Source organism: Pseudomonas hefeiensis, assembly GCF_030687835.1.
In the GTDB taxonomy this organism is placed as follows: Bacteria; Pseudomonadota; Gammaproteobacteria; order Pseudomonadales; family Pseudomonadaceae; genus Aquipseudomonas; species Aquipseudomonas hefeiensis.
The window spans coordinates 1,706,568-1,728,061 of the sequence record NZ_CP117449.1; the positions used below are offsets into that span (position 1 = coordinate 1,706,568).

Genomic DNA, 21,494 nt, shown 5'->3' on the forward strand with positions numbered 1-21,494 from the left:
CCGGTTGGACTGACAGGCACCGATAAGGTTCGAGGATGAACTCGTCGGGGAGCCTGCGTATACTGGCGCCCACTACGAATCCAAGGTTGAGTCTCTCAGCGTTTTTCACGGAGCACCCTGCATGTCCGGCAATACCTACGGCAAGCTGTTCACCGTTACCACCGCGGGCGAAAGCCATGGCCCGGCGTTGGTCGCCATTGTCGACGGCTGTCCGCCGGGCCTGGAGATTTCCCTGGACGATCTGCAGCGTGACCTGGACCGGCGCAAGCCGGGCACCAGCCGCCACACCACCCAGCGCCAGGAAGCCGATGAAGTCGAAATCCTCTCCGGCGTGTTCGAAGGACGCACCACCGGCTGCGCCATTGGCCTGCTGATTCGCAACACCGACCAGAAGTCCAAGGACTACTCGGCCATCAAGGATCTGTTCCGCCCGGCCCACGCCGACTACACCTACCACCATAAATACGGCGAGCGCGACTACCGTGGCGGCGGCCGCAGTTCGGCCCGGGAAACCGCGATGCGCGTGGCGGCCGGTGCGATTGCCAAGAAGTACCTGGCCAGCCAGGGCATTGTGATCCGTGGCTACATGAGCCAGTTGGGTCCCATCGAAATCCCGTTCAAGACCTGGGAGTCGGTGGAACAGAATGCCTTCTTCTGCCCCGACCCGGACAAGGTGCCGGTCCTTGAGGCCTACATGGACCAATTGCGTCGCGACCAGGATTCGGTCGGCGCGAAGATCACCGTGGTGGCCGAAGGTGTGATGCCGGGCCTGGGCGAGCCGATTTTCGACCGTCTCGACGCCGAACTGGCCCACGCGCTGATGAGCATCAACGCGGTGAAGGGCGTGGAAATCGGCGCCGGTTTCGCTTGTGTCGCCCAGCGCGGCACCGAGCACCGCGACGAGCTGACCCCGCAAGGTTTCCTGAGTAACAATGCTGGCGGCATCCTCGGTGGCATCTCCTCGGGCCAGCCGATCGTGGCGCACCTGGCATTGAAGCCCACCTCCAGCATCACCACGCCGGGGCGTTCCATCGACATCCATGGCAACCCGGTGGACGTCATCACCAAGGGCCGTCATGACCCGTGCGTCGGCATCCGCGCCACGCCAATCGCCGAGGCGATGATGGCGATCGTGCTGATGGACCACCTGCTGCGTCATCGCGGCCAGAACGCCGATGTGCGGGTTAACACCCCGGTGCTGGGCCAGCTTTGATGGCTGACCTGCCGACCGCCGTGGCCTGACGACCATGGCGGCTCTGCCGTACTGGCGGCTCTCCAGTTTCTATCTGTTCTATTTCGCGCTGCTCGGTTCGACGGCGCCGTTTTTGGCGTTGTATTTCGATCATCTGGGGTTCAACGCGGCGCGCATTGGCGAGCTGGTGGCGATTCCCATGCTGATGCGCTGCGTGGCACCGAACATCTGGGGCTGGTTGGGGGATTACACCGGCCGGCGCCTGGCGATCGTGCGTTTTGGCGCGATCTGCACGTTGCTCACGTTTTCGCTGATCTTCATCGACCAGAGCTACGCCTGGCTGGCGCTGGTCATGGCGCTGCACGCGTTCTTCTGGCACGCGGTGTTGCCGCAGTTCGAAGTCATTACTCTGGCCCACTTGAGCGGGCAAACGTCGCGCTACAGCCAGATCCGCCTGTGGGGTTCCATCGGCTTTATCATCACCGTGGTCGTGCTCGGCCGGCTGTTTGAATGGCTGAGCCTGGACATCTACCCAGTGGCACTGGTGCTGATCATGGGCGGTATCGTGCTCGCCAGCTTCTGGGTCCCCAATGCCCAACCGACCCAGGGGCCGCGAGTGGCGGGGGAAGGTTTTCTGCGGCAACTGCGCAACCCTGGCGTACTGGCGTTTTATGGGTGCGTAGGGCTGATGCAGGTCAGTCACGGGCCGTATTACACCTTTCTGACGCTGCACCTGGAAGGCCTGGGCTACAGTCGCGGTCTGATCGGTATGCTCTGGGCCATTGGCGTGGTGGCGGAAGTCTTGATTTTCCTGCTGATGAGCCGGATCCTGGCACGGTTTTCCGTGCGCCGGGTGCTGCTGGTGAGTTTCCTGCTGGCGGCGTTGCGTTGGCTGCTACTGGGCTCACTGGCCGAATTTCTCTGGGTCCTGTTGTTTGCCCAGGTGTTGCACGCGGCGACCTTCGGCAGTTTTCACGCAGCTGCCATCCATTTCGTGCAACGTAGCTTCGGCCCACGCCAGCAAGGCCAGGGCCAGGCGTTGTACGCCGCCCTGGCCGGCATGGGCGGGGCGTTGGGCGCGTTGTATTCCGGCTACAGCTGGAACGCCCTGGGTGCCAGCTGGACTTTCAGCATCGCCAGCCTCGCAGCCTTCGCTGCAGCCGTTATCATTGCCACACGTATGCAAGAGGACAGGCCATGAGCCTTACCCGTGAACAGCTCGCCCGGGAAATCATCGACGCCGGGCGTTTTTTGTATGGCCGCGGCTGGTCCCCGGCCACCAGTAGCAACTATTCGACCCGGCTTGCCCCTGACCAGGCCTTGCTCACCGTGTCCGGCAAGCACAAGGGGCAACTGGGCCTGGATGATGTGCTCGCCACCGACCTGGATGGCAACAGCCTGGAGCGCGGCAAGACACCCTCCGCCGAAACCCTGCTGCACACCCAGCTGTATCGCTGGCGCCCGGAGATCGGCGCCGTGTTGCACACCCATTCGGTGAATGCCACGGTGTTGTCGCGCCTGACAAAGCAAGCCTTCATCGACTTCGAAGACTACGAATTGCAAAAAGCCTTCAGCGGTGTGTCGACCCACCAATCCTGTGTCCGCGTGCCGATTTTCGACAACGACCAGGACATCGCACGCCTGGCCGGCCAGGTGCAGCCGTGGCTCGAGGCTCACCCCGATTGCGTCGGCTACCTGATTCGCGGTCATGGGTTGTATACCTGGGGACCGAGCATGAACGATGCCCTGCGCCAGATCGAAGCGTTCGAGTTTCTGTTTGAGTGTGAGCTCAAGACCCGCGCACTCCTGAACCGTTAATTTGCTGGAGCCCTAACCATGAGCAGCCTGTCCGTCTATCACGTCTCAAGCCCCGACATTCCGAACAAGGTGCTGACCCACTTCGAAGACATCGCCGCGACCCTGGCTGATAAAGGTGTTCGCTTCGACCGCTGGGAAGCGGCGACGAAAATCCAGCCCGGCGCCGGCCAAGACGAAGTGATTGCCGCCTACAAGACCCAGATCGACCAATTGATGACCGAGCATGGCTACGTCACGGTCGACGTCATCAGCCTCAACAGCGATCACCCGCAAAAAGCCGAACTGCGGGCCAAATTCCTCGATGAACATCGCCATGGTGAGGACGAAGTACGATTTTTCGTCGCCGGTCGTGGCCTGTTTACCCTGCACATCGACGACTACGTCTACGCGGTACTGTGTGAAAAGAACGACCTGATCTCGGTGCCCGCGGGTACGCCGCACTGGTTCGACATGGGCGAGCATCCGCATTTCGTTGCCATTCGCCTGTTCAATAACCCGGAAGGTTGGGTGGCGAAGTTCACTGGCGAGGACATCGCCAGCCGTTTTCCGCGCCTGGAGGACTGACACTGTGCCGATCAAAGCCATTCTCACTGACATCGAAGGCACCACCAGCGCGGTGAGTTTCGTGTTCGATGTGTTGTTTCCATATGCCGCCAGGCATCTTCCGGATTTCGTTCGCCAGCATGCCGGCCGCGCCGACGTGGCCGAGCAATTGGCAGCGGTGCGTCAGGACAATGGTGAGCCGGGGGCTGACATCGAGCGCGTCATCGCGATCCTGCTGGAGTGGATCGCCGAAGACCGCAAGGCCACGCCGCTCAAGGCGTTGCAGGGCATGGTCTGGGAGCAGGGGTATCAGGCCGGGCAGTTGAAAGGGCACGTTTACCCGGATGCGGTGCAGGCGCTACAGCGCTGGCATCAGGAAGGTTTACGGCTGTTCGTTTATTCCTCGGGCTCGATCCAGGCACAGAAGCTGATTTTCGGCTGTTCCGAGGCTGGCGATCTGTCACCGTTGTTCAGTGGTTATTTTGACACCACGTCGGGGCCCAAGCGGGAAGTGCAGTCCTACCAGCGCATCAGCGCGGCGGTGGGCGTAGCCCCGGAGGAGATTCTGTTTCTGTCGGATATCGTCCAGGAGCTGGACGCGGCCCGTGATGCCGGCATGGCCACATGCGGATTGGCGCGCGAGGGCGGTGAGCTGCCAGGGCATGTCACGGTGGACAGTTTTGCCCGGATTGATCCTGCGCGTTTTTGATAAACAGACTGCGGGAGCGAGCAAATTCGCTCCCGCAAAAAAAGATCAGGCGCTGTGATAGGTCGGCAGCGCAAAACGATGCTGGCTTTGCAGCATGGCGATCTGTGGCAACTCGCTGGCCTGTTCCGCCAGGTCGCGACGGATCGCGCTGATCGCCCAGGACAGTTGGTCCCCGGCGTGCAACTGAGCGTAGGAAATTGTGCGTTTAAACAGTTTGCCTTCGCTGTTGCGCAGGGTCAGCAGGATACCGCCATCCGGACGGGCCTGGGTGGTCACTTCGTAGTTGGAAAACAGGGACGCAAACTTTTCTTGAATCATGTTCATATTTGACTGCTCCATGGTATTGGCAAACCGTGGAGGGGTAGTTGCAGTGTCTGTGCCAGCGTTGGATTTTATTAAAAATCGTTATAAAACAATCGGTTAATAATTTTCCCTATTTTTGCTTTCGTGCAACTTGCATGAATGGCCATCGTGCATCCTGCATTTTGCGTGGTCGGCTGATCTTTTGTTGAACCAATTGGGTTTCTGGCGCTCATGCTCCGCCTGTCGTGAGCGGTGGATACAAAACATTGCAAAAACCGCATGTACAGCCCCGGAATCGCTGGCGTAATTTCGAGCGCAATTGAGCTCCAGCCCGACAACAAGAACCGAGACCCACGAGGTCGAACGGGAGTCACCATGAGTCGTACATCCAGCGACGCCATTACCTGGGGCAAGATGCTGCGCAAGCTACCCACGATTGCCAGGGCCATTCCCCGTATCGTCAAAGGCATGAAGCTCGCCAACGTCCAGGACCCGACCCAGCCTTGCGGCCTGGGCTGGTATTTCGAGCAGGCCACGCAGCGCAATCCCCAAGGGCCGGCGTTGCTGTATGGGGACACGGTGTTGAGTTATGCACAGGCCAATGAACAGGCCAATCGTATCGCTCATTACCTGTTGGCGCAGGGCATCGGCAAGGGTGACTGCGTGGCGATTTTCATCGAGAACCGGCCACAGTTGCTGGTGACGGTGCTGGCGGTGGCGAAGGTCGGTGCGGTCAGCGCCATGGTCAACACCTCGCAGACCGGGGATGCGCTGGTACACAGCCTGGCGTTGGTCGCTCCTGTCGCTGTGGTGGTCGGGGATGAACGGGTCGCGGCCTTCAACGACGTGCGAGCCCGTACTTCACTGTCAGGCAGCCGAACCTGGTGGTTGGCCGATCAGGACAGCGCCGCCGCCCCTTGCGGTTTCGTCGACTTGATAAGCAGCAGCGCCAGTCACCCAGGCGAAAACCCGGCCAGCAGTCAGCAGGTTTTTTTCAACGATCCGTGTTTTTATCTCTACACCTCGGGCACCACTGGGCTGCCCAAGGCCGGAGTTTTTCGCCACGGGCGCTGGATGCGCACTTCCACCAGTTTCGGCTTGATCGCCCTGGACATGCAGCCTGCGGATGTTTTGTATTGCACGCTGCCGCTGTACCACGCCACGGGTCTTTGTGTGTGCTGGGGGGCGGCGATCTGCGGCGCCTCGGGGTTTGCGATCCGGCGCAAGTTCAGCGCCAGCCAGTTCTGGAGTGACGTTCGCCGTTACCGGGCCACCACCCTGGGCTATGTCGGTGAGTTGTGTCGTTATCTGGTCGATCAACCCACCAGCGCTGAAGACCGGCGGCATGAGGTCAGGAAGATGATCGGCAACGGCTTGCGCCCCGGGGCCTGGTCGGCCTTCAAGACGCGTTTTGGTGTCGACCATATCTGCGAGCTATACGCGGCCAGCGACGGCAATATCGGCTTCACCAATGTGCTGAATTTCGATAACACCGTCGGGTTTTCCCTGATGGGCTGGGAACTGGTGCAGTACGACCATGACAGTGGAGCGCCATTGCGCAACCTGCAAGGCCGGATGCAGAAAGTGCCCAAGGGTGAACCGGGCCTGCTGATGGCGCGCATCGACGACAAGGCGCCGCTGGACGGCTACACCGATCCGGCCAAGACCGAAAAAACCATCTTCAAAGATGTCTTCGTTCCGGGCGACCGTTACTTCAATACCGGTGACCTGCTGCGCAACATCGGTTTCGGCCATGGGCAGTTCGTTGATCGCCTCGGTGATACCTATCGCTGGAAAGGCGAGAACGTCTCCACCACGGAAGTTGAAAACGTATTGTTGCAGCACCCGCAGGTGGCCGAGGCGGTGGCTTATGGCGTCGAGATCAATGGCACCAATGGCCGTGCCGGGATGGCGGCGATTACCCCGTCCGAATCCCTGGCTACCCTGGATTTTGTTGAGCTGTTGCAATTTTTGCAGTGCAAATTGCCGGCCTATGCGGTGCCGTTGTTCTTGCGCATCAAGGTAAAAATGGACACCACCGGCACCTTCAAATACCAGAAAAACCGTCTCAAGAGCGAAGCCTTCGACCCTTGCGCCACTGACGATGAGCCGGTCTACGCCTGGTTACCTGGCACCGCGACCTATGTGCGGGTTGACCGGCAACTGGCGGCGCAGATTCAGCAAGGACAGTACCGTTATTGATTCTGGCTATGCACGGTGCAGAGAAAAAAGGGATGACAGGCCTGGAGTCCCTCGGGAAACTAGCCGCTTTGCAAAGACTTAAGTGGAGTTTCCCATGTCCGATACAAGCCGCCAGATGACCCCGGAAGAGGCAGCGGAGTTCGCCGAACAGGTGTTCAATGTCGCACGCCAGGGCGACGCCGCCATGATGGCCGCCTTGCTGAGCAAAGGCCTGCCGCCCAACCTGCGTAATCACAAGGGCGATACCTTGCTGATGCTGGCCGCTTACCACGGGCATGTGGAGACGGTGAAGGTATTACTGGAAAACAAGGCCGATCCGGAAATCCGCAACGACAACGGCCAGAGCCCGATTGCCGGTGCGGCGTTCAAGGGCGACCTGGCGGTGGTCACCGCGCTGGTGGATGGCGGGGCGCAGGTGGAAGGCTCTTCCTTCGATGGTCGCACCGCGTTGATGATGGCGGCGATGTTCAATCGTGTGGAAATCGTCGACTACCTGATCAGCAAAGGCGCCGACCCCAAGGCCAAGGATGCCAACGGCATCTCGGCCCTGGATGCAGCCAAAACCATGGGCGCGGTGGATACCACGGCGCAGTTGGAGAAGTTGTTGGGTTGATCTCTATCTGTTGGGAGTACTTGAAGTCTGACGCTGCTTCTGTGGCGAGGGGATTTATCCCCGCTGGGGCGCGAAGCGGCCCTACAACCTGACAACCCGGTGTGTCAGGTTATTTTTTGGGGCTGCTTTGCAGCCCAGCGGGGATAAATCCCCTCGCCACAAAAGCTCCCTGGCCACAGCTTTCTGACTCAATCAATGTGATGCGCTATCCTGCGCGCCCTCAAAACCCAATCGCCACAGGATGTTCTCCATGAAAGCCGCACTCGTCGAACTCATCAGCAAAATCAGCTCCGGCTGCCTGGGCGATGCGGACATTGCGAAAATTGCTGACGAAGCGGCCCAGGCCTACGCCGACCCAGCGGCTTTTCTGGCGGCCAACCCGGACATCAACTACGACGACAGCTTCCCGATGCCATTGGGCGAATGGGTTGTGGTGGGGAGCCTGCCGGATACTGTGTTGTTCCAGGCTGATACTTATGTAGAACTGTTCGAACAGATCGTTGCCTCGTTCGGCCCCGGTGTGGCCTTCAATCTCAAGCCCAAGCAACTGGCGAAAACCGAAGCCCTGACGGCGCTCAATCGCATCCAGATCCAGATGAGCAGCCTGAACAAGGAAAACGGCGGCTATGTGCTGATGAATTTCAGCCAGTTGCTCGACGATGAACTGCAAATGGTTCTGGTGTACGGCAACGACGTGCCGCGCGTGCTGGAGCTGTGCGCCGAAGTCGGCATCGTCACCGCGCCGGCCCTGGAAGCGCTCAAGGTTGCGGTCCACGTCTGAAGCAATAAAACGGAACCCTCGCCGGGCCCCCGCTATCCTAAGTGTGCATATCACCATCTGGGAGCGACACCATGGGTTCCACCTTCAACGGCCTGATTGGCCTGATCATCCTGGCGCTCGATATCTGGGCGATCATCAATGTGCTCAAGAGTGGCGCGGGAACGGGGGCGAAAGTCCTGTGGGTGCTGTTGATTCTTCTGTTGCCAGTGCTGGGCCTGATCATCTGGGCGATTGCCGGGCCGCGAGGTAACGTGCGGATCTGACCGCTCTTTGAAGGTGCCCGGCAGGCCTCGGCCGCCGGGCGTTCAACCCTGCCGCGACGGTATCAGGCCGTCGCCAGTGAGTGTTTTTTCGAAGCGCTCAGGAAACTCAGCAAGGCCATCAGCGGGAAAGCACTGCCGATGATCACCACCCACAACCAGCCGCCATGTTCGTACACCGCGCTGGCAATCGATGAACCAAACGCGCCGCCGACGAAGATGCTGGTCATGTACAGCGCATTGAGACGACTGCGGCTTTTGGCATCGAGGGCGTAGATGGTGCGCTGCCCCAGGACCATGTTCATCTGCACGCAGAAATCCAGCACCACACCGGTAACCGCCAGGCCAATGACGCTGTAGAGCGGATGGATGAACGCTGGCAGAAAACTCAGGCTGGCCAATAGCATTGCCAGCAGCGAAGCGATGCGGGTATGTCCGGCATCCGCCAGGCGACCGGCAATGGGCGCGGCGATGGCGCCAATGGCACCGACCAGGGCGAACAGGGCGATTTCAGTTTGCGACAGGCCGTGATTGCGCGACAGCTCCAGCGGCACGGCGGTCCAGAACAGGCTGAAGGTGGCGAACATGCAGGCCTGGTAAAAGGCTCTTTGGCGCAACAGCGGCTGCTGGCGCAACAAGGTACCGAGCGAGCCCAGCAGTTGGCCATAAGAGGCGCTGTGGTCAGGTTGGCGCTTGGGCACGGTCAATGCCAGGACGATGCTGATCGCCGCCATCAAGGCCGCGGCGATCATGAACATTGCCCGCCAGCCGAAGTGATCGGCCACCACGCTTGAGATCGGTCGCGCCAGTAGGATCCCCAGCAGCAGGCCGCCCATGATCCCGCCCACGACCCGCCCTCTGGACTCTTCCGGGGCCAAGTGCGCGGCCAGCGGGATCAGGACTTGCACCGACACCGAACTGAATCCCACCAGCAGTGAAACCAGCAGGAACACGTTCGGCCGGTCGGTGAACGCTGCCGCCAACAGACTGGCGATCGCCACAACGGTGGTGAGGATCATCAGGCGGCGGTTTTCCAGCAGGTCCCCCAGCGGCACCAGGAAAAACAGGCCCAGGGCATAACCGATCTGGGTCAGCGAGACGATCAGGCTGGCCATGGTGCTGCTCAGGCCGACGTCGGGCGCGATCAGTTCGATAATGGGCTGGGCGTAGTAGATGTTGGCAACGATGGCGCCGCAGCAAAAGGCAAACAGCAGGACCATGCCGCGAGTCAGGCTGGTGCTGGCGGGCGAGGTGGGTGAGTGGGCACTCATGGCGATCTCGTCAGTGAATGGAAAGAGTGGCGTGAGGCTAAAGAGTTAACGGGCTCTGAAACAGGCTTTGTGGCTGATATCTGACATGCTTGCCATTGATGATGAGGCAGCCTCAAGGGGCTGTGAACATTGAAAATGCCTTGTCTATTCCAGTTTCTTGAATAGCGCATTGCCGCAACGGGAGCAGAAAGCGGCGCCATGATCGTGGTTGTTTTTACTGCAGACCGGACAATCATGCTTGAGTTGGTCGGCGCCGCGCATGGCCGTGGCCAGTTCAGCGGTGAAAATACCCGTCGGTACCGCGATGATCGAGTAACCGGTGATCATCACCAGGGACGAAACCACCTGGCCCAATGGCGTCTTGGGCACGATGTCGCCGAAGCCCACGGTGGTCAGCGTGACGATGGCCCAATAGATGCCCTTGGGAATGCTGGTGAAGCCATTCGCGGGGCCTTCGATGACGTACATCAAGGTGCCGAATACGGTCACCAGGGTCGATACGCTGACCAGGAACACGATGATTTTCTGCTTGCTCCCCCGCAGCGCTGCCATCAGGTAGTTGGCTTGCTTGAGGTAAGGGCTGAGTTTGAGCACGCGGAAAATCCGCAGCATGCGAATGATGCGAACGATCAACAGATACTGGGCGTCGCTGTAGTACAGCGCCAGGATCCCGGGCACGATCGCCAGCAAGTCCACCAGGCCGTAGAAGCTGAACGCATAGCGCAGGGGCTTGGGCGAGCAATACAGGCGCAGACCGTATTCGACGATGAAGATGAAGGTGAACCCCCATTCAATAGCAGCCAACAGGGGCGCGTAGTTCTGGTGCACGCTGTCGATGCTGTCGAGCATTACGATCACCAGGCTGGCGAGGATGATCAACAGCAGTGTGCTGTCGAAGCGTCGGCCGGCCACGGTGTCGGTCTGGAAAATGATCACGTAGAGGCGTTCACGCCAGTTGTTGCTATCCATAACCTTCGCCTGAACCAATAGTCAGCGAAGCCTAGGGTGATTGCCCCGCAAAGTGCAAGGCGCAGTGTCGCGACTGGCCGGCTGCCACACCCGGTGGGTGGCATGAACCAGCCAGCAGGCCAGGATGAAGGGCGCGGTCAGCGGCGCCAGACCAAGGGCGAGAAAGCCCGGTGTGAGCATGACCGCCAGCACGATACCCGCCAGCGGCAACCATCGCTGGCGGTGTTGTTGGCTGAGGGCCAGTGCCACCAGGGCCGGGTTATAGCCGCCGAGCCCCAACAGGGCTTGGGTCGTGTCGTGATGCAGCAGGGAGAACGCCAGGCCTGCGGCTGAACCCAGCATCGTCCACCCGGCGGCGCGTGGGTTGGCAATCAGCAGACCCACAGCGATCAGCGCGCCGGCTAATGGCTGGTCGAGAAACATGACCTGGCCCAGCCCGCGCCAATAAGCGGCCAGCAAATTGGCCATCGTCATTTCAACCGAAACGGGCGACGGCTGTGCCGGGGCAACACTCAGCAGCAACCAAGCCAATGCCACGAACGGCGCGGTGTAGGCGGGCAGGCACTGCGGGCCACGGCTGCGCTTGAGCCACTGCTGAGTCAACATCGCGCTGAGACCGCCGCTGGCAATAATCAATGGCGGCAACACGGCTGACCAAGGTAACGCGAGACTCAATAGCAGGCCCAGCAGGATGCCGTTGTAACTGAACAGTCCGGCCTGTCGATCAACCTTGGCGTAACCGCGCCGCTGGGCGGTGAGCAACCCGGCCACGCCGCCAAGCAACGCACCGCCAAACAAGGCGGGTGCGGTGAAGAGAATCGCCAGCAGGCACAACAGGCCACACAGCGGATGACGCTGGAGGAAAATCTGGCTGAAGCCGTTGAGCAGGGCGGTGGCCCAGTCGGGGCAGTGGGTGTTGGGCATGGTTGGTATGTCTGATGGACCCAGTCGATCTCCTCGCGAGCAAGCCCGCTCCCACAGGTGATTTGCGGCGTTCACAAAACTTCTGTGGGAGCGGGCTTGCTCGCGAAGGGGCCAGTACAGGCGCTAGATTAGGGTTTCGATGCGCAACGAATTGGTCGACCCCGGCTGCCCGAACGGTACGCCGGCTGTGATCAGCAGGGTATCGCCGCGCTGGGCCATGCCTTGAGCCTGGGCGATTTCCAGAGCGGTGGAACAGACTTCATCCACCTGCTTCAACCGGTCATTGACCACCGAATGCACGCCCCAGGCCACGGTCAAACGGCGGGCCGCCTGCAGATTGGGTGTGAGGTTGAGGATCGGCACCGTCGGTCGCTCCCGCGCCGCCCGCAGGCTGGAACTGCCCGATTCGCTGTAGTTCACCAGTACGGCCACTGGCAGTACGTTGCTGATACGACGGATTGCACAACTGATGGCGTCCGATACCGTGGCTTCGGCTTTCGGCCGGCTGACATCCAACTGCGCCTGGTAGTCCGGGCCGTTCTCCACCTGGCGGATGATCTTGCTCATCATTTGCACGGCTTCGAGGGGGTAATCGCCGGAGGCAGTTTCCGCCGACAGCATCACCGCATCGGCCCCTTCAGCCACGGCGTTGGCCACGTCGGTGACTTCGGCTCGGGTGGGCGCCGGGGAGAAGCGCATCGACTCGAGCATCTGGGTAGCCACCACCACCGGTTTGCCGAGGGCGCGGCAGGTGCTGATGATGTTCTTCTGGATCTGCGGCACGCTTTCGGCCGGCACTTCGACACCCAAGTCACCCCGGGCAACCATGATCGCGTCGCTCAGTTCGGCGATCTCCCGAAGCTGGGTCACCGCCGACGGTTTCTCGATCTTGGCCATCAGGAATGCCTTGTCGCCAATCAACGCACGCGCCTCGCGGATGTCCTCGGGGCGCTGCACGAACGACAGCGCCACCCAGTCCACGCCCAGCTCCAGGCCGAAGCTCAAGTCGCGGCGGTCCTTGGCGGTCAGCGGGCTCATGTCGAGCACGGCCTGGGGTACATTCACGCCTTTGCGGTCCGACAGTTCGCCGCCGTTGAGCACTTGGGTGTCGATGGCATCGGCATGCTTGGCGGTCACACGCAAGCGTAGCTTGCCGTCGTCCAGCAGCAGGTCCATGCCGGGCTCCAGGGCCGCGATGATCTGTGGGTGGGGCAGGTTGACCCGCTGTTCATCGCCGGGCGTAGCGTCCAGATCCAGGCGCAGAGCCTGGCCGCGTAGCAGCAGCACTTTGCCGTCGGCGAATGTGCCCACTCGTAGTTTCGGGCCCTGCAAGTCCATCAGAATGCCCAGTGGGTAGTTGAGCTGCTGCTCGACTTCACGAATCCACTGGTAGCGCTGGGCGTGGTCGGCATGTTCGCCGTGGCTGAAGTTCAGGCGGAAAATATTCACACCGGCGTGCACCAGTTCACGGATGTCATCGACCCCACGGGTAGCGGGGCCGAGGGTCGCGAGGATCTTGACCTTTTTATCAGGCGTCATGGTTGGGGTTCTCAAGAATCAGGATGGCGCGAAAGTCGTTGACGTTGGTGCGCGTCGGCTCGGTGACGATCAACGCCTCCAGCGCGGCGAAATAGCCGTAGCCGTTGTTGTTGTCCAGCTCGTCGCTGGCGCTCAGGCCCAGTTCGGCGGCACGGCGATAACTGTCCGGGGTCATGATGGCGCCGGCGTTGTCTTCGGAACCGTCGATGCCGTCCGTGTCACCGGCCAGTGCGTAGATGCCTGGATGACCCTTGAGGTTGTCAGTCAGGCTGAGCAGGAATTCTGCGTTGCGTCCGCCCCGGCCATTGCCGCGCACGGTGACCGTGGTTTCGCCGCCGGAGAGGATCACGCATGGCGCCGCCAGAGGCTGGCCGTGCAGAGCAATTTGCCGGGCGATGCCGGCGTGGACTTTCGCCACTTCCCGGGATTCGCCTTCCAGGTCGCCGAGGATCAGCGGACTGAAACCGGCCTGGCGGGCTTTCACCGCCGCCGCTTCCAGTGATTGTTGGGGGCGGGCGATCAATTGGAAGTGACTGCGGGCCAGGCTCGGGTCGCCGGGTTTGACGGTTTCCGACTCCGGGCTTCGCAACCAGTTGCGCACCGCGGCCGGTATTTCAATGTTGTAGCGCTTGAGGATCGCCAGGGCTTCGGCTGATGTACTGGGGTCGGCCACGGTGGGGCCGGAGGCGATGACCGTGGCGAGGTCGCCGGGCACATCGGAAATCGCATAGGTGTAGACCGTCGCCGGCCAGCAGGCCTTGCCCAGGCGCCCGCCCTTGATTGCCGAGAGATGTTTGCGCACGCAATTCATCTCGCCGATGGTGGCGCCGGACTTGAGCAAAGCCTTGTTGATCGATTGCTTGTCGGCCAGGGTGATGCCAGCTGCCGGCAGCGCCAGCAGCGCCGAGCCCCCGCCGGACAGCAGGAAAATCACCCGGTCGTCTTCGTTAAGGTTGCTGACCAGCTCCAGCACCCGTTGGGCCACCGCCAGGCCCGCCGCATCCGGCACCGGGTGAGCGGCTTCCACTACTTCGATCTTCTGGCAGGGCGCACCATGGCCATAACGGGTCACTACCAAACCAGTGACGTCGCCCTGCCAGCAGCGCTCGACCACCTGCGCCATCGCCGCGGCCGCCTTACCGGCGCCGATGACGATCACCCGGCCGCTGCGGTCGCTGGGCAGATACTGTTCAAGGACATGCTGCGGATGGGCCGCGTCGATGGCTGTGGCAAACAGCTCGCGGAGCAAATGTTGCGGATCGACCGACATGGCGGACTCCCGGGATTCTTGTTATTTGAAGGGCAACGCAGACCCCCTTGTGGGAGCGGGCTTGCTCGCGAAGGCGGTGTGTCAGTCAATACTTTATTGACAGAAAGATTGCCTTCGCGAGCAAGCCCGCTCCCACAGGGGGATGTGTCAGTTATCGCGAATCGAGAAACTCGCCATGTGCTCCAGGCCCTTGATCAGCGCCGAGTGATCCCAGTTGCTGCCGCCGATGGCCGCGCAGGTGCTGAACACTTGCTGGGTGTTGGCGGTGTTGGGCAGGTTGATGTTCAGCTCCTTGGCGCCTTGCAGGGCCAGGTTCAGGTCCTTCTGGTGCAGGCTGATGCGGAAGCCCGGATCGAAGGTGCCCTTGATCATGCGCTCGCCGTGTACTTCCAGGATCTTCGAGGAGGCAAAACCACCCATCAGCGCTTCGCGAACCTTGGCTGGATCGGCGCCGTTTTTCGCGGCGAACAGCAGGGCTTCGGCCACGGCCTGGATGTTCAGCGCGACGATGATCTGGTTCGCCACTTTCGCGGTCTGGCCGTCGCCGTTGCCACCCACCAGGGTGATGTTCTTGCCCATGGCCTGGAACAGCGGCAGGGCGCGTTCGAAAGCGGCGCTGTCGCCACCGACCATGATGCTCAGCGTGGCGGCCTTGGCGCCGACTTCACCACCGGACACGGGGGCATCGAGGTATTGCGCGCCTTTTTCATTGATCCTGGCCGCGAACGCCTTGGTGGCGGTGGGGGAGATCGAACTCATGTCGATGACCACCTTGCCCGCGCCCACGCCGGCCGCCACGCCATCGGCGCGAAACAGCACGTCATCGACCTGCGGGGTGTCCGGGACCATAACGATGATGAACTCGGCTTCCTGGACGACTTCCTTCGGGTTGGCCAGCGCCACCGCGCCGCCGGCCAGCAGATCGGCGGGGGCCGGGTCGTGGTGCTGACTCAGGAACAGACTGTGCCCGGCCTTTTGCAGGTTCATTGCCATGGGATGGCCCATGATGCCGGTGCCGATGAATCCGATTTTAGCCATGAGAAAATCCTCTTGTTGTTATCGTTGCTTCAAGCAAATGAGGGACTGCTTTCCTGTGGGAGCGGGCTTGCTCGCGAAGGCGGTGTATCAGACCGCATATTCGTGAGCTGACACACCGCCTTCGCGAGCAAGCCCGCTCCCACAAGGGATTTGTTGGGTCAGACCGCGTTATGGCTTTTCAGCCAGCCAAGGCCCGCTTCCGTGCTGGTCAGCGGTTTGTATTCGCAGCCGACCCAGCCCTGGTAACCGATGCGGTCCAGGTGTTCGAACAGGAAGCGGTAGTTGATCTCGCCGGTCCCCGGCTCGTTGCGTCCCGGGTTGTCCGCCAGTTGCACATGGTTGATCTGACCCAGGTGCGCCGACAGGGTCCGGGCCAGGTCGCCTTCCATGATTTGCATGTGGTAGATGTCGTATTGCAGGAACAGGTTGGCGCTGCCCACCTGCTCGCGGATCGACAGGGCCTGGGTGGTGTTGTTCAAGTAGAAACCGGGAATGTCACGGGTGTTGATGGCTTCCATCACCAGCTTGATGCCTTTGGCTTGCAGCTTCTCGGCGGCATATTTCAGGTTGGCGACGAAGGTTTTCTCCACCAGGGCCTTGTCGCAGTTCTGCGGACAAATCCCGGCCAGGCAGTTGACCTGGGTGTTGCCCAGCACCTGGGCATAAGCGATCGCCAGGTCAACGCCGGAGCGGAACTCTTCAACCCGGTCCGGCAGGCAGGCAATGCCGCGCTCGCCCTTGGCCCAGTCGCCGGCCGGCAGGTTGAACAGCACTTGGGTCAGGCCATTGGCCTGGAGCAGCGCCTTGAGCTCGGCGGAGCTGTAGTCATAAGGGAACAGGTATTCGACGCCCGTGAAACCGGCCTTGGCGGCCGCTTCGAAACGGGCGAGGAAATCCTGCTCGGTGAACAGCATGGACAGGTTGGCTGCGAAACGCGGCATGGTGGGTCTCCGGTAAATATTTGTAGATCCCTGTGGGAGCGGGCTTGCTCGCGAAAGCGCTGTGTCAGCCAACATCTTTGTTGGATTTGAAGCCGTCTTCGCGAGCAAGCCCACTCCCACAAGGCAGTCAGTCGAGCAATGAAATCGCTGTCGGCGCATCGTTGCCCACCAGCGCCAGGTCTTCGAATTCGTTGACGGCGTTGATCTCGGTGCCCATGGAAATGTTGGTCACCCGTTCCAGGATGATCTCGACGATCACCGGTACCTTGAATTCCTCGATCAGCTCCTGGGCTTTGCGCAGCGCTGGCTGGATGCCGGACGGTTCGAACACCCGTAGCGCCTTGCAACCCAGGCCCTCGGCCACGGCGACGTGGTCCACGCCATAACCGTTGAGTTCCGGTGCGTTGAGGTTGTCGAAGGACAGTTGCACGCAGTAGTCCATGTCGAATCCACGCTGGGCCTGGCGGATCAAGCCCAGGTAGGAGTTGTTCACCACCACGTGGATGTACGGCAGCTTGAACTGTGCGCCTACCGCCAGCTCTTCGATCATGAACTGGAAGTCATAGTCGCCCGATAACGCCACGACCTTGCGATTCGGGTCGGCCTTGACCACCCCCAGCGCTGCCGGGATGGTCCAGCCCAACGGGCCGGCCTGGCCGCAGTTGATCCAGTGGCGCGGTTTGTAGACGTGCAGGAACTGCGCCCCGGCGATCTGCGACAGCCCGATGGTGCTGACGTAGCAAGTGTCCTTGCCAAACACCTGGTTCATTTCCTCGTACACACGCTGGGGCTTGACCGGCACGTTGTCGAAGTGAGTCTTGCGCTGCAGGCTGGCCTTGCGCTGCTGGCAGTCCTGCAGCCAGGCGCTGCGGTTTTTCAGTTTGCCGGCGGCTTGCCATTCGCGGGCGACTTCGATGAACGCCGTCAGTGCCGAGGCAGCATCGGAAACGATGCCCAGGTCCGGGGTGAACACACGGCCGATCTGGGTCGGCTCGATGTCCACATGAATGAAGGTGCGGCCTTTGGTGTAGACATCCACCGACCCGGTGTGGCGGTTGGCCCAGCGGTTGCCGATGCCCAGCACCACGTCTGATTTGAGCAGCGTCGCATTGCCATAGCGGTGAGAGGTTTGCAGGCCGACCATGCCGACCATCAATGGATGATCGTCTGGAATCGTGCCCCAGCCCATCAATGTGGGAATCACCGGGATACCGGTCAGCTCAGCGAATTCCACCAGCAGCTCGCTGGCATCGGCGTTGATGATCCCACCACCGGCCACCAGCAAGGGGCGCTCCGCCTGATCGAGCATGGCCAGGGCCTTCTCGATCTGCACGCGGTTGGCCGCAGGCTTGGCCAGAGGCAGCGGTTGATAGGCATCGATGTCGAACTCGATCTCGGCCATCTGCACGTCGAACGGCAGGTCGATCAGCACCGGGCCCGGCCGGCCGGAGCGCATCTCAAAGAAGGCCTTCTGGAAAGCGTACGGCACCTGGCCCGGTTCCAGGACGGTGGTTGCCCACTTGGTCACCGGCTTGACGATGCTGGTGATATCCACAGCCTGGAAATCTTCCTTGTGCAGGCGGGCGCGGGGCGCTTGGCCGGTGATGCACAGGATCGGGATCGAGTCGGCCGAAGCGCTGTAGAGCCCCGTCACCATGTCGGTCCCCGCCGGACCCGAGGTGCCGATGCACACGCCAATGTTGCCGGCCTTGGTGCGGGTGTAGCCCTCGGCCATGTGGGAGGCGCCTTCAACGTGGCGAGCGAGGACATGATCGATGCCACCCACCTTTTGCAGGGCAGAGTACAGCGGGTTGATCGCGGCACCCGGGATGCCGAAGGCGGTGTCCACGCCTTCACGGCGCATCACCAGAACGGCGGCTTCGATTGCTCTCATTTTGCTCATGGTTTTGTGCCTCTTACGTTTTGTAATTGTATACAAGTGGCTTTGCGTAGAGTGTATTCACGGCGGGCGGCGCAGGTCAATCCATTTCCTCAAGCACCTGTTTCATTCGTCGGAAGGCCGTAAACGCTGTGGCTTTTCGTCGCACAGGATGTGTTGTTGGAATTATTGTATACAAAAAATAAAATCATTGTGTTCTATTGTATGCGTCTGGTTTTTCCGAAAGCAATGCCGGGAACGCTTCCCACAACAAAAAAAGGACAGCACTCATGAGCGTTTTAACCTTGAAAATTGCCGTCAACCTGACGGGGCAAGCCCTTGCCGCAGGCCGCGAAATCAGCGCTGCGCCACTGACCATTGCGGTCCTGGACAGCGGCGGCCACCTGATTGCCTTGCAACGCGAAGACGGCGCCAGCCTGCTTCGCCCTCAGATCGCTATCGGTAAGGCCTGGGGTGCCATCGCCCTGGGCAAGGGCTCGCGCCTGCTCGCCCAGGACGCCCAACAACGCCCGGCCTTCTTCGCCGCGTTGAACGGCCTGGGGCAGGGCAGCGTCGTGCCGGCACCGGGGGGGGTGTTGATCAGGGATCAGGATGGGCGGGTGTTGGGCGCCATCGGCATCAGTGGCGATACCTCGGACATTGATGAGCAGGTTGCGATCACGGCCGTGGGAGGGGTGGGGTTGAAGGCGGATGCGGGGGTGGTTTGATGCTGCGGTGAAGTGACTATCGCTTTCGCGAGCAAGCCCGCTCCCACAGGTCCGATGATGGACACAAAATGTTTGAACACAGCAAATCCCCTGTGGGAGCGGGCTTGCTCGCGAAAGCAATCGACCAGACACATCCGGCTAAAAGTTTGACCATGATGCTGCATTCACAGCGCTAGCCTTTCAAAACTTTATTGGGAAAGGGGGGGCAACGGATGCCTTTACGTGCAGCTTCACATCGTCTGCGCATCGGTCGCTATGCAGAGCAAAACCGCATCTATTTACTGACAGCCAATACGCGCGGGCGCGGGCCTGTCTTTAAGGACTATGGCTTGGGCAGGATAGTCATCCGTCAATTCAAGGAGGTACAGGAGCAGGGCATTGCTGATTCCCTGGCTTTTGTCGTTATGCCTGATCATTTCCATTGGTTGATCCAACTGTATCGCGGATCCTTGGGGCAGTTGATGTGCCAGGTGAAATCCTTAAGTGCCAAGGGGGTCAACGAGGCGGTTGGCAGGACGGGGAATCTCTGGCAGCAGGGGTTCCATGACTGTGCATTACGGCGGGAGGAAGACTTGGTAAAGCTCGCTCGTTATGTGGTCGCGAATCCGTTGCGGGCGGGTCTGGTGGAGCGACTGGGTGACTATCCGCTGTGGGATGCGATTTGGGTTTGATCCAATACCGAGTTGCCGCCATTCGCGAGCAAGCCCGCTCCCACAAGGGATTGGCGGTGTTTGATAATTTTTGGTCCGCCATCGAACCCTGTGGGAGCGGGCTTGCTCGCGAATGGGCGTTCCGCAATTTTTTAGTCCACCTCACACCCCTTCAACACCAACCGAATAATCGTCTGCGCCGCCGCTTCATAATCCGCTTCGTCCAGTTTCGCCTTGCCGGTCACGGCGCTGATCTGCCAGTCGAAGTCGGCGTAGGTCTGGGTGGCTGCCCAGATGCTGAACATCAGGTGGTTGGGGTCGATGGGGGCGATCTGGCCGCGGTCGATCCAGGTCTGGATGCAGTCGATGTTGTGCCGGGCCTGGGCGTTGAGTTGTTCGACCAGGTCGGCGCTCAGGTGGGGGGCGCCGTGCATGATTTCGCTGGCGAAGACTTTTGAGGCGAAGGGCAGGTCGCGGGAGATGCGGATCTTGGAGCGGATGTAGTGGCTCAGCACTTCGCCGGGCACGCCATCGGCGTTGAACGGGGTTGAGGCCTGGAGGATTGGCTCGATGATACTTTCCAGTACCTCGCGATAGAGGTTTTCCTTGGATTTGAAATAGTAATAGACGTTGGGTTTGGGCAGGCCCGCCTTGGCCGCGATATCGCTGGTTTTGGTCGCCGCGAAGCCCTTGTCGGCAAATTCTTCGCTGGCGGCACGCAGGATCAGTTCTTTGTTGCGCTCGCGGATAGTGCTCATAAACCCAGGGGTTCCTTGCCTGTTCTGGCGGTTGCGCATGGTAGCACCGGCCTCCAGAGGCGCTCAAGAATGCCCCGAGGCTACGTCGGGCGCGCTATGCTGCGCAGCATTATTATTCAAGGAGCTCCTCCATGGCCGGAAGCAGTTTGCTGTTGCTGATCGACGACATCGCCACGGTACTCGACGATGTTGCATTGATGACCAAGATGGCCGCCAAGAAAACCGCCGGCGTGCTCGGCGATGACCTGGCGCTCAATGCCCAGCAGGTGTCAGGCGTGCGTGCCGAGCGGGAAATACCGGTGGTCTGGGCGGTGGCCAAGGGGTCGTTCATCAACAAGCTGATCCTGGTGCCGTCGGCGTTGGCCATCAGCGCTTTCGTGCCCTGGCTGGTGACGCCGCTGTTGATGGTGGGGGGCGCCTACTTGTGTTTCGAAGGGTTCGAGAAACTGGCCCACAAGTTCCTTCACAGCAAGGCGCAAGACCAGGCCGAGCATGCGCAACTGGTCGAGGCCGTGGCCAATCCGGCGGTCGATCTGGTGGCCTTCGAAAAGGACAAGATCAAAGGTGCGATACGCACCGACTTCATCCTCTCGGCGGAAATCATCGCCATCACCCTCGGCACCGTCGCTAATGCACCGCTGACCCAGCAGGTGATCGTGCTGTCGGGCATCGCCATCGTCATGACGGTTGGCGTCTATGGCCTGGTGGCCGGGATCGTCAAGCTCGATGACCTCGGGTTATGGCTGACGCAGAAGCCGGGGCAATGGGCCAAGAGCATCGGTGGTGCCATCCTGCGCGCCGCGCCCTACATGATGAAAGGCCTGTCGGTGATCGGCACGGCGGCGATGTTCCTGGTGGGCGGCGGCATCCTGACCCATGGCGTGCCGGTGGTGCATCACTGGATCGAAGGTGTAGCGGCCAGTGCTGGCGGCGCCGGGTTCATCGTGCCGTTGCTGCTTAATGCGGTGGCCGGGATCGTGGCGGGGGCGCTGGTGTTGGCGGGTGTGATGGTAGTCGGCAAGGTCTGGAAAGCGCTGAAAAGCTGAAGCTGACAACACATGACAACTGTGGGAGCGGGCTTGCTCGCGAAGGCGGTGTATCAGACA

At 60.9% G+C, this 21,494-nt stretch carries 22 protein-coding genes; 12 read left to right on the plus strand and 10 right to left on the minus strand.

Annotated elements, in window-relative coordinates; translation table 11 throughout:
* Positions 1-121 precede the first annotated feature (121 nt).
* Genes aroC through mtnC form a run of 5 tightly spaced genes read left to right on the plus strand, consistent with a single transcriptional unit; the run spans position 122 to position 4,262 of the window.
* Entirely contained in the window at positions 122-1,213 is a 1,092-nt protein-coding gene (aroC, locus tag PSH57_RS07460; RefSeq protein WP_305388752.1) for a chorismate synthase, read from the plus strand.
* Between the two features lie 34 nt (positions 1,214-1,247).
* Complete coding sequence (locus PSH57_RS07465) at positions 1,248-2,393, plus strand: MFS transporter (protein ID WP_305388753.1); 1,146 nt, start codon at positions 1,248-1,250, stop codon at positions 2,391-2,393.
* Positions 2,390-3,010, plus strand: a complete 621-nt coding sequence (locus tag PSH57_RS07470; protein WP_305388754.1) for a methylthioribulose 1-phosphate dehydratase — start codon at positions 2,390-2,392, stop codon at positions 3,008-3,010. The genes PSH57_RS07465 and PSH57_RS07470 overlap by 4 nt, the downstream gene beginning before the upstream one ends.
* Before the next feature lie 18 nt (positions 3,011-3,028).
* The gene (locus PSH57_RS07475) at positions 3,029-3,574 is read left to right on the plus strand and encodes a 1,2-dihydroxy-3-keto-5-methylthiopentene dioxygenase (RefSeq protein WP_305388755.1); all 546 of its coding nucleotides are present in this window, start codon (positions 3,029-3,031) and stop codon (positions 3,572-3,574) included.
* A 4-nt stretch (positions 3,575-3,578) separates the two neighbouring features.
* Positions 3,579-4,262 (plus strand): acireductone synthase, encoded by a 684-nt coding sequence (gene mtnC, locus PSH57_RS07480; RefSeq protein ID WP_305388756.1) that lies wholly within the window; start codon positions 3,579-3,581, stop codon positions 4,260-4,262.
* A gap of 45 nt (positions 4,263-4,307) precedes the next feature.
* On the opposite strand, the gene PSH57_RS07485 is transcribed toward mtnC, so the two are convergent.
* Positions 4,308-4,586, minus strand: coding sequence for a DUF3509 domain-containing protein (locus PSH57_RS07485; protein ID WP_042732342.1), 279 nt, complete (start codon positions 4,584-4,586; stop codon positions 4,308-4,310).
* A 354-nt stretch (positions 4,587-4,940) separates the two neighbouring features.
* Here PSH57_RS07485 and PSH57_RS07490 point away from each other — a divergent pair, with 354 nt between their 5' ends.
* The 4 genes from PSH57_RS07490 to PSH57_RS07505 all read left to right on the plus strand — a co-directional run bounded on the left by PSH57_RS07490 (position 4,941) and on the right by PSH57_RS07505 (position 8,424).
* Entirely contained in the window at positions 4,941-6,767 is a 1,827-nt protein-coding gene (locus PSH57_RS07490) for a long-chain-acyl-CoA synthetase (RefSeq protein WP_305388758.1), read from the plus strand.
* A 94-nt stretch (positions 6,768-6,861) separates the two neighbouring features.
* On the plus strand, positions 6,862-7,380 hold the full coding sequence (locus PSH57_RS07495) for an ankyrin repeat domain-containing protein (protein WP_305388760.1): 519 nt from the start codon (positions 6,862-6,864) through the stop codon (positions 7,378-7,380).
* 250 nt (positions 7,381-7,630) lie between these two features.
* Positions 7,631-8,161, plus strand: a complete 531-nt coding sequence (locus PSH57_RS07500; protein WP_305388761.1) for a hypothetical protein — start codon at positions 7,631-7,633, stop codon at positions 8,159-8,161.
* Between the two features lie 71 nt (positions 8,162-8,232).
* Positions 8,233-8,424 (plus strand): PLDc N-terminal domain-containing protein, encoded by a 192-nt coding sequence (locus tag PSH57_RS07505; RefSeq protein ID WP_047229615.1) that lies wholly within the window; start codon positions 8,233-8,235, stop codon positions 8,422-8,424.
* A gap of 62 nt (positions 8,425-8,486) precedes the next feature.
* Here PSH57_RS07505 and PSH57_RS07510 read toward each other — a convergent pair whose 3' ends face one another.
* From PSH57_RS07510 to gcl, 8 genes are all read right to left on the minus strand, one after another.
* The gene (locus PSH57_RS07510) at positions 8,487-9,692 is read right to left on the minus strand and encodes an MFS transporter (protein WP_305388762.1); all 1,206 of its coding nucleotides are present in this window, start codon (positions 9,690-9,692) and stop codon (positions 8,487-8,489) included.
* 144 nt (positions 9,693-9,836) lie between these two features.
* Positions 9,837-10,661: an ion transporter gene (locus PSH57_RS07515; RefSeq protein WP_305388763.1), complete on the minus strand. Its 825-nt coding sequence runs from the start codon at positions 10,659-10,661 to the stop codon at positions 9,837-9,839.
* A 21-nt stretch (positions 10,662-10,682) separates the two neighbouring features.
* Positions 10,683-11,585: an urea transporter gene (locus PSH57_RS07520; RefSeq protein ID WP_305388765.1), complete on the minus strand. Its 903-nt coding sequence runs from the start codon at positions 11,583-11,585 to the stop codon at positions 10,683-10,685.
* A gap of 123 nt (positions 11,586-11,708) precedes the next feature.
* Entirely contained in the window at positions 11,709-13,124 is a 1,416-nt protein-coding gene (pyk, locus tag PSH57_RS07525) for a pyruvate kinase (RefSeq protein WP_305388766.1), read from the minus strand.
* Positions 13,114-14,394 (minus strand): glycerate kinase type-2 family protein, encoded by a 1,281-nt coding sequence (locus PSH57_RS07530; RefSeq protein ID WP_305388768.1) that lies wholly within the window; start codon positions 14,392-14,394, stop codon positions 13,114-13,116. Before PSH57_RS07530 ends, pyk begins: the two co-directional genes overlap by 11 nt.
* A 147-nt stretch (positions 14,395-14,541) precedes the next feature.
* On the minus strand, positions 14,542-15,432 hold the full coding sequence (locus tag PSH57_RS07535; RefSeq protein WP_305388770.1) for a 2-hydroxy-3-oxopropionate reductase: 891 nt from the start codon (positions 15,430-15,432) through the stop codon (positions 14,542-14,544).
* A 158-nt stretch (positions 15,433-15,590) separates the two neighbouring features.
* Positions 15,591-16,373 carry a hydroxypyruvate isomerase gene (gene hyi, locus PSH57_RS07540; RefSeq protein ID WP_305388772.1) on the minus strand — a complete coding sequence of 261 codons (783 nt, stop codon included), beginning with the start codon at positions 16,371-16,373 and terminating at the stop codon, positions 15,591-15,593.
* Between the two features lie 127 nt (positions 16,374-16,500).
* Positions 16,501-18,276 (minus strand): glyoxylate carboligase, encoded by a 1,776-nt coding sequence (gcl, locus tag PSH57_RS07545; RefSeq protein WP_305388773.1) that lies wholly within the window; start codon positions 18,274-18,276, stop codon positions 16,501-16,503.
* A gap of 266 nt (positions 18,277-18,542) precedes the next feature.
* On the opposite strand from gcl, the gene PSH57_RS07550 reads away from it, so the two are divergent.
* Together PSH57_RS07550 and PSH57_RS07555 are read left to right on the plus strand one after the other, a co-directional pair.
* The gene (locus PSH57_RS07550; protein ID WP_305416460.1) at positions 18,543-18,980 is read left to right on the plus strand and encodes a GlcG/HbpS family heme-binding protein; all 438 of its coding nucleotides are present in this window, start codon (positions 18,543-18,545) and stop codon (positions 18,978-18,980) included.
* Positions 18,981-19,192: 212 nt separating this feature from the next.
* On the plus strand, positions 19,193-19,651 hold the full coding sequence (locus PSH57_RS07555) for an REP-associated tyrosine transposase (RefSeq protein ID WP_305388775.1): 459 nt from the start codon (positions 19,193-19,195) through the stop codon (positions 19,649-19,651).
* A 131-nt stretch (positions 19,652-19,782) separates the two neighbouring features.
* Here PSH57_RS07555 and PSH57_RS07560 read toward each other — a convergent pair whose 3' ends face one another.
* Positions 19,783-20,388, minus strand: a complete 606-nt coding sequence (locus PSH57_RS07560; protein WP_305388776.1) for a TetR/AcrR family transcriptional regulator — start codon at positions 20,386-20,388, stop codon at positions 19,783-19,785.
* A gap of 131 nt (positions 20,389-20,519) precedes the next feature.
* Between PSH57_RS07560 and PSH57_RS07565 the strand changes: the two genes are divergently transcribed.
* Positions 20,520-21,434, plus strand: a complete 915-nt coding sequence (locus tag PSH57_RS07565) for a DUF808 domain-containing protein (RefSeq protein WP_305388777.1) — start codon at positions 20,520-20,522, stop codon at positions 21,432-21,434.
* Positions 21,435-21,494 lie beyond the last annotated feature (60 nt).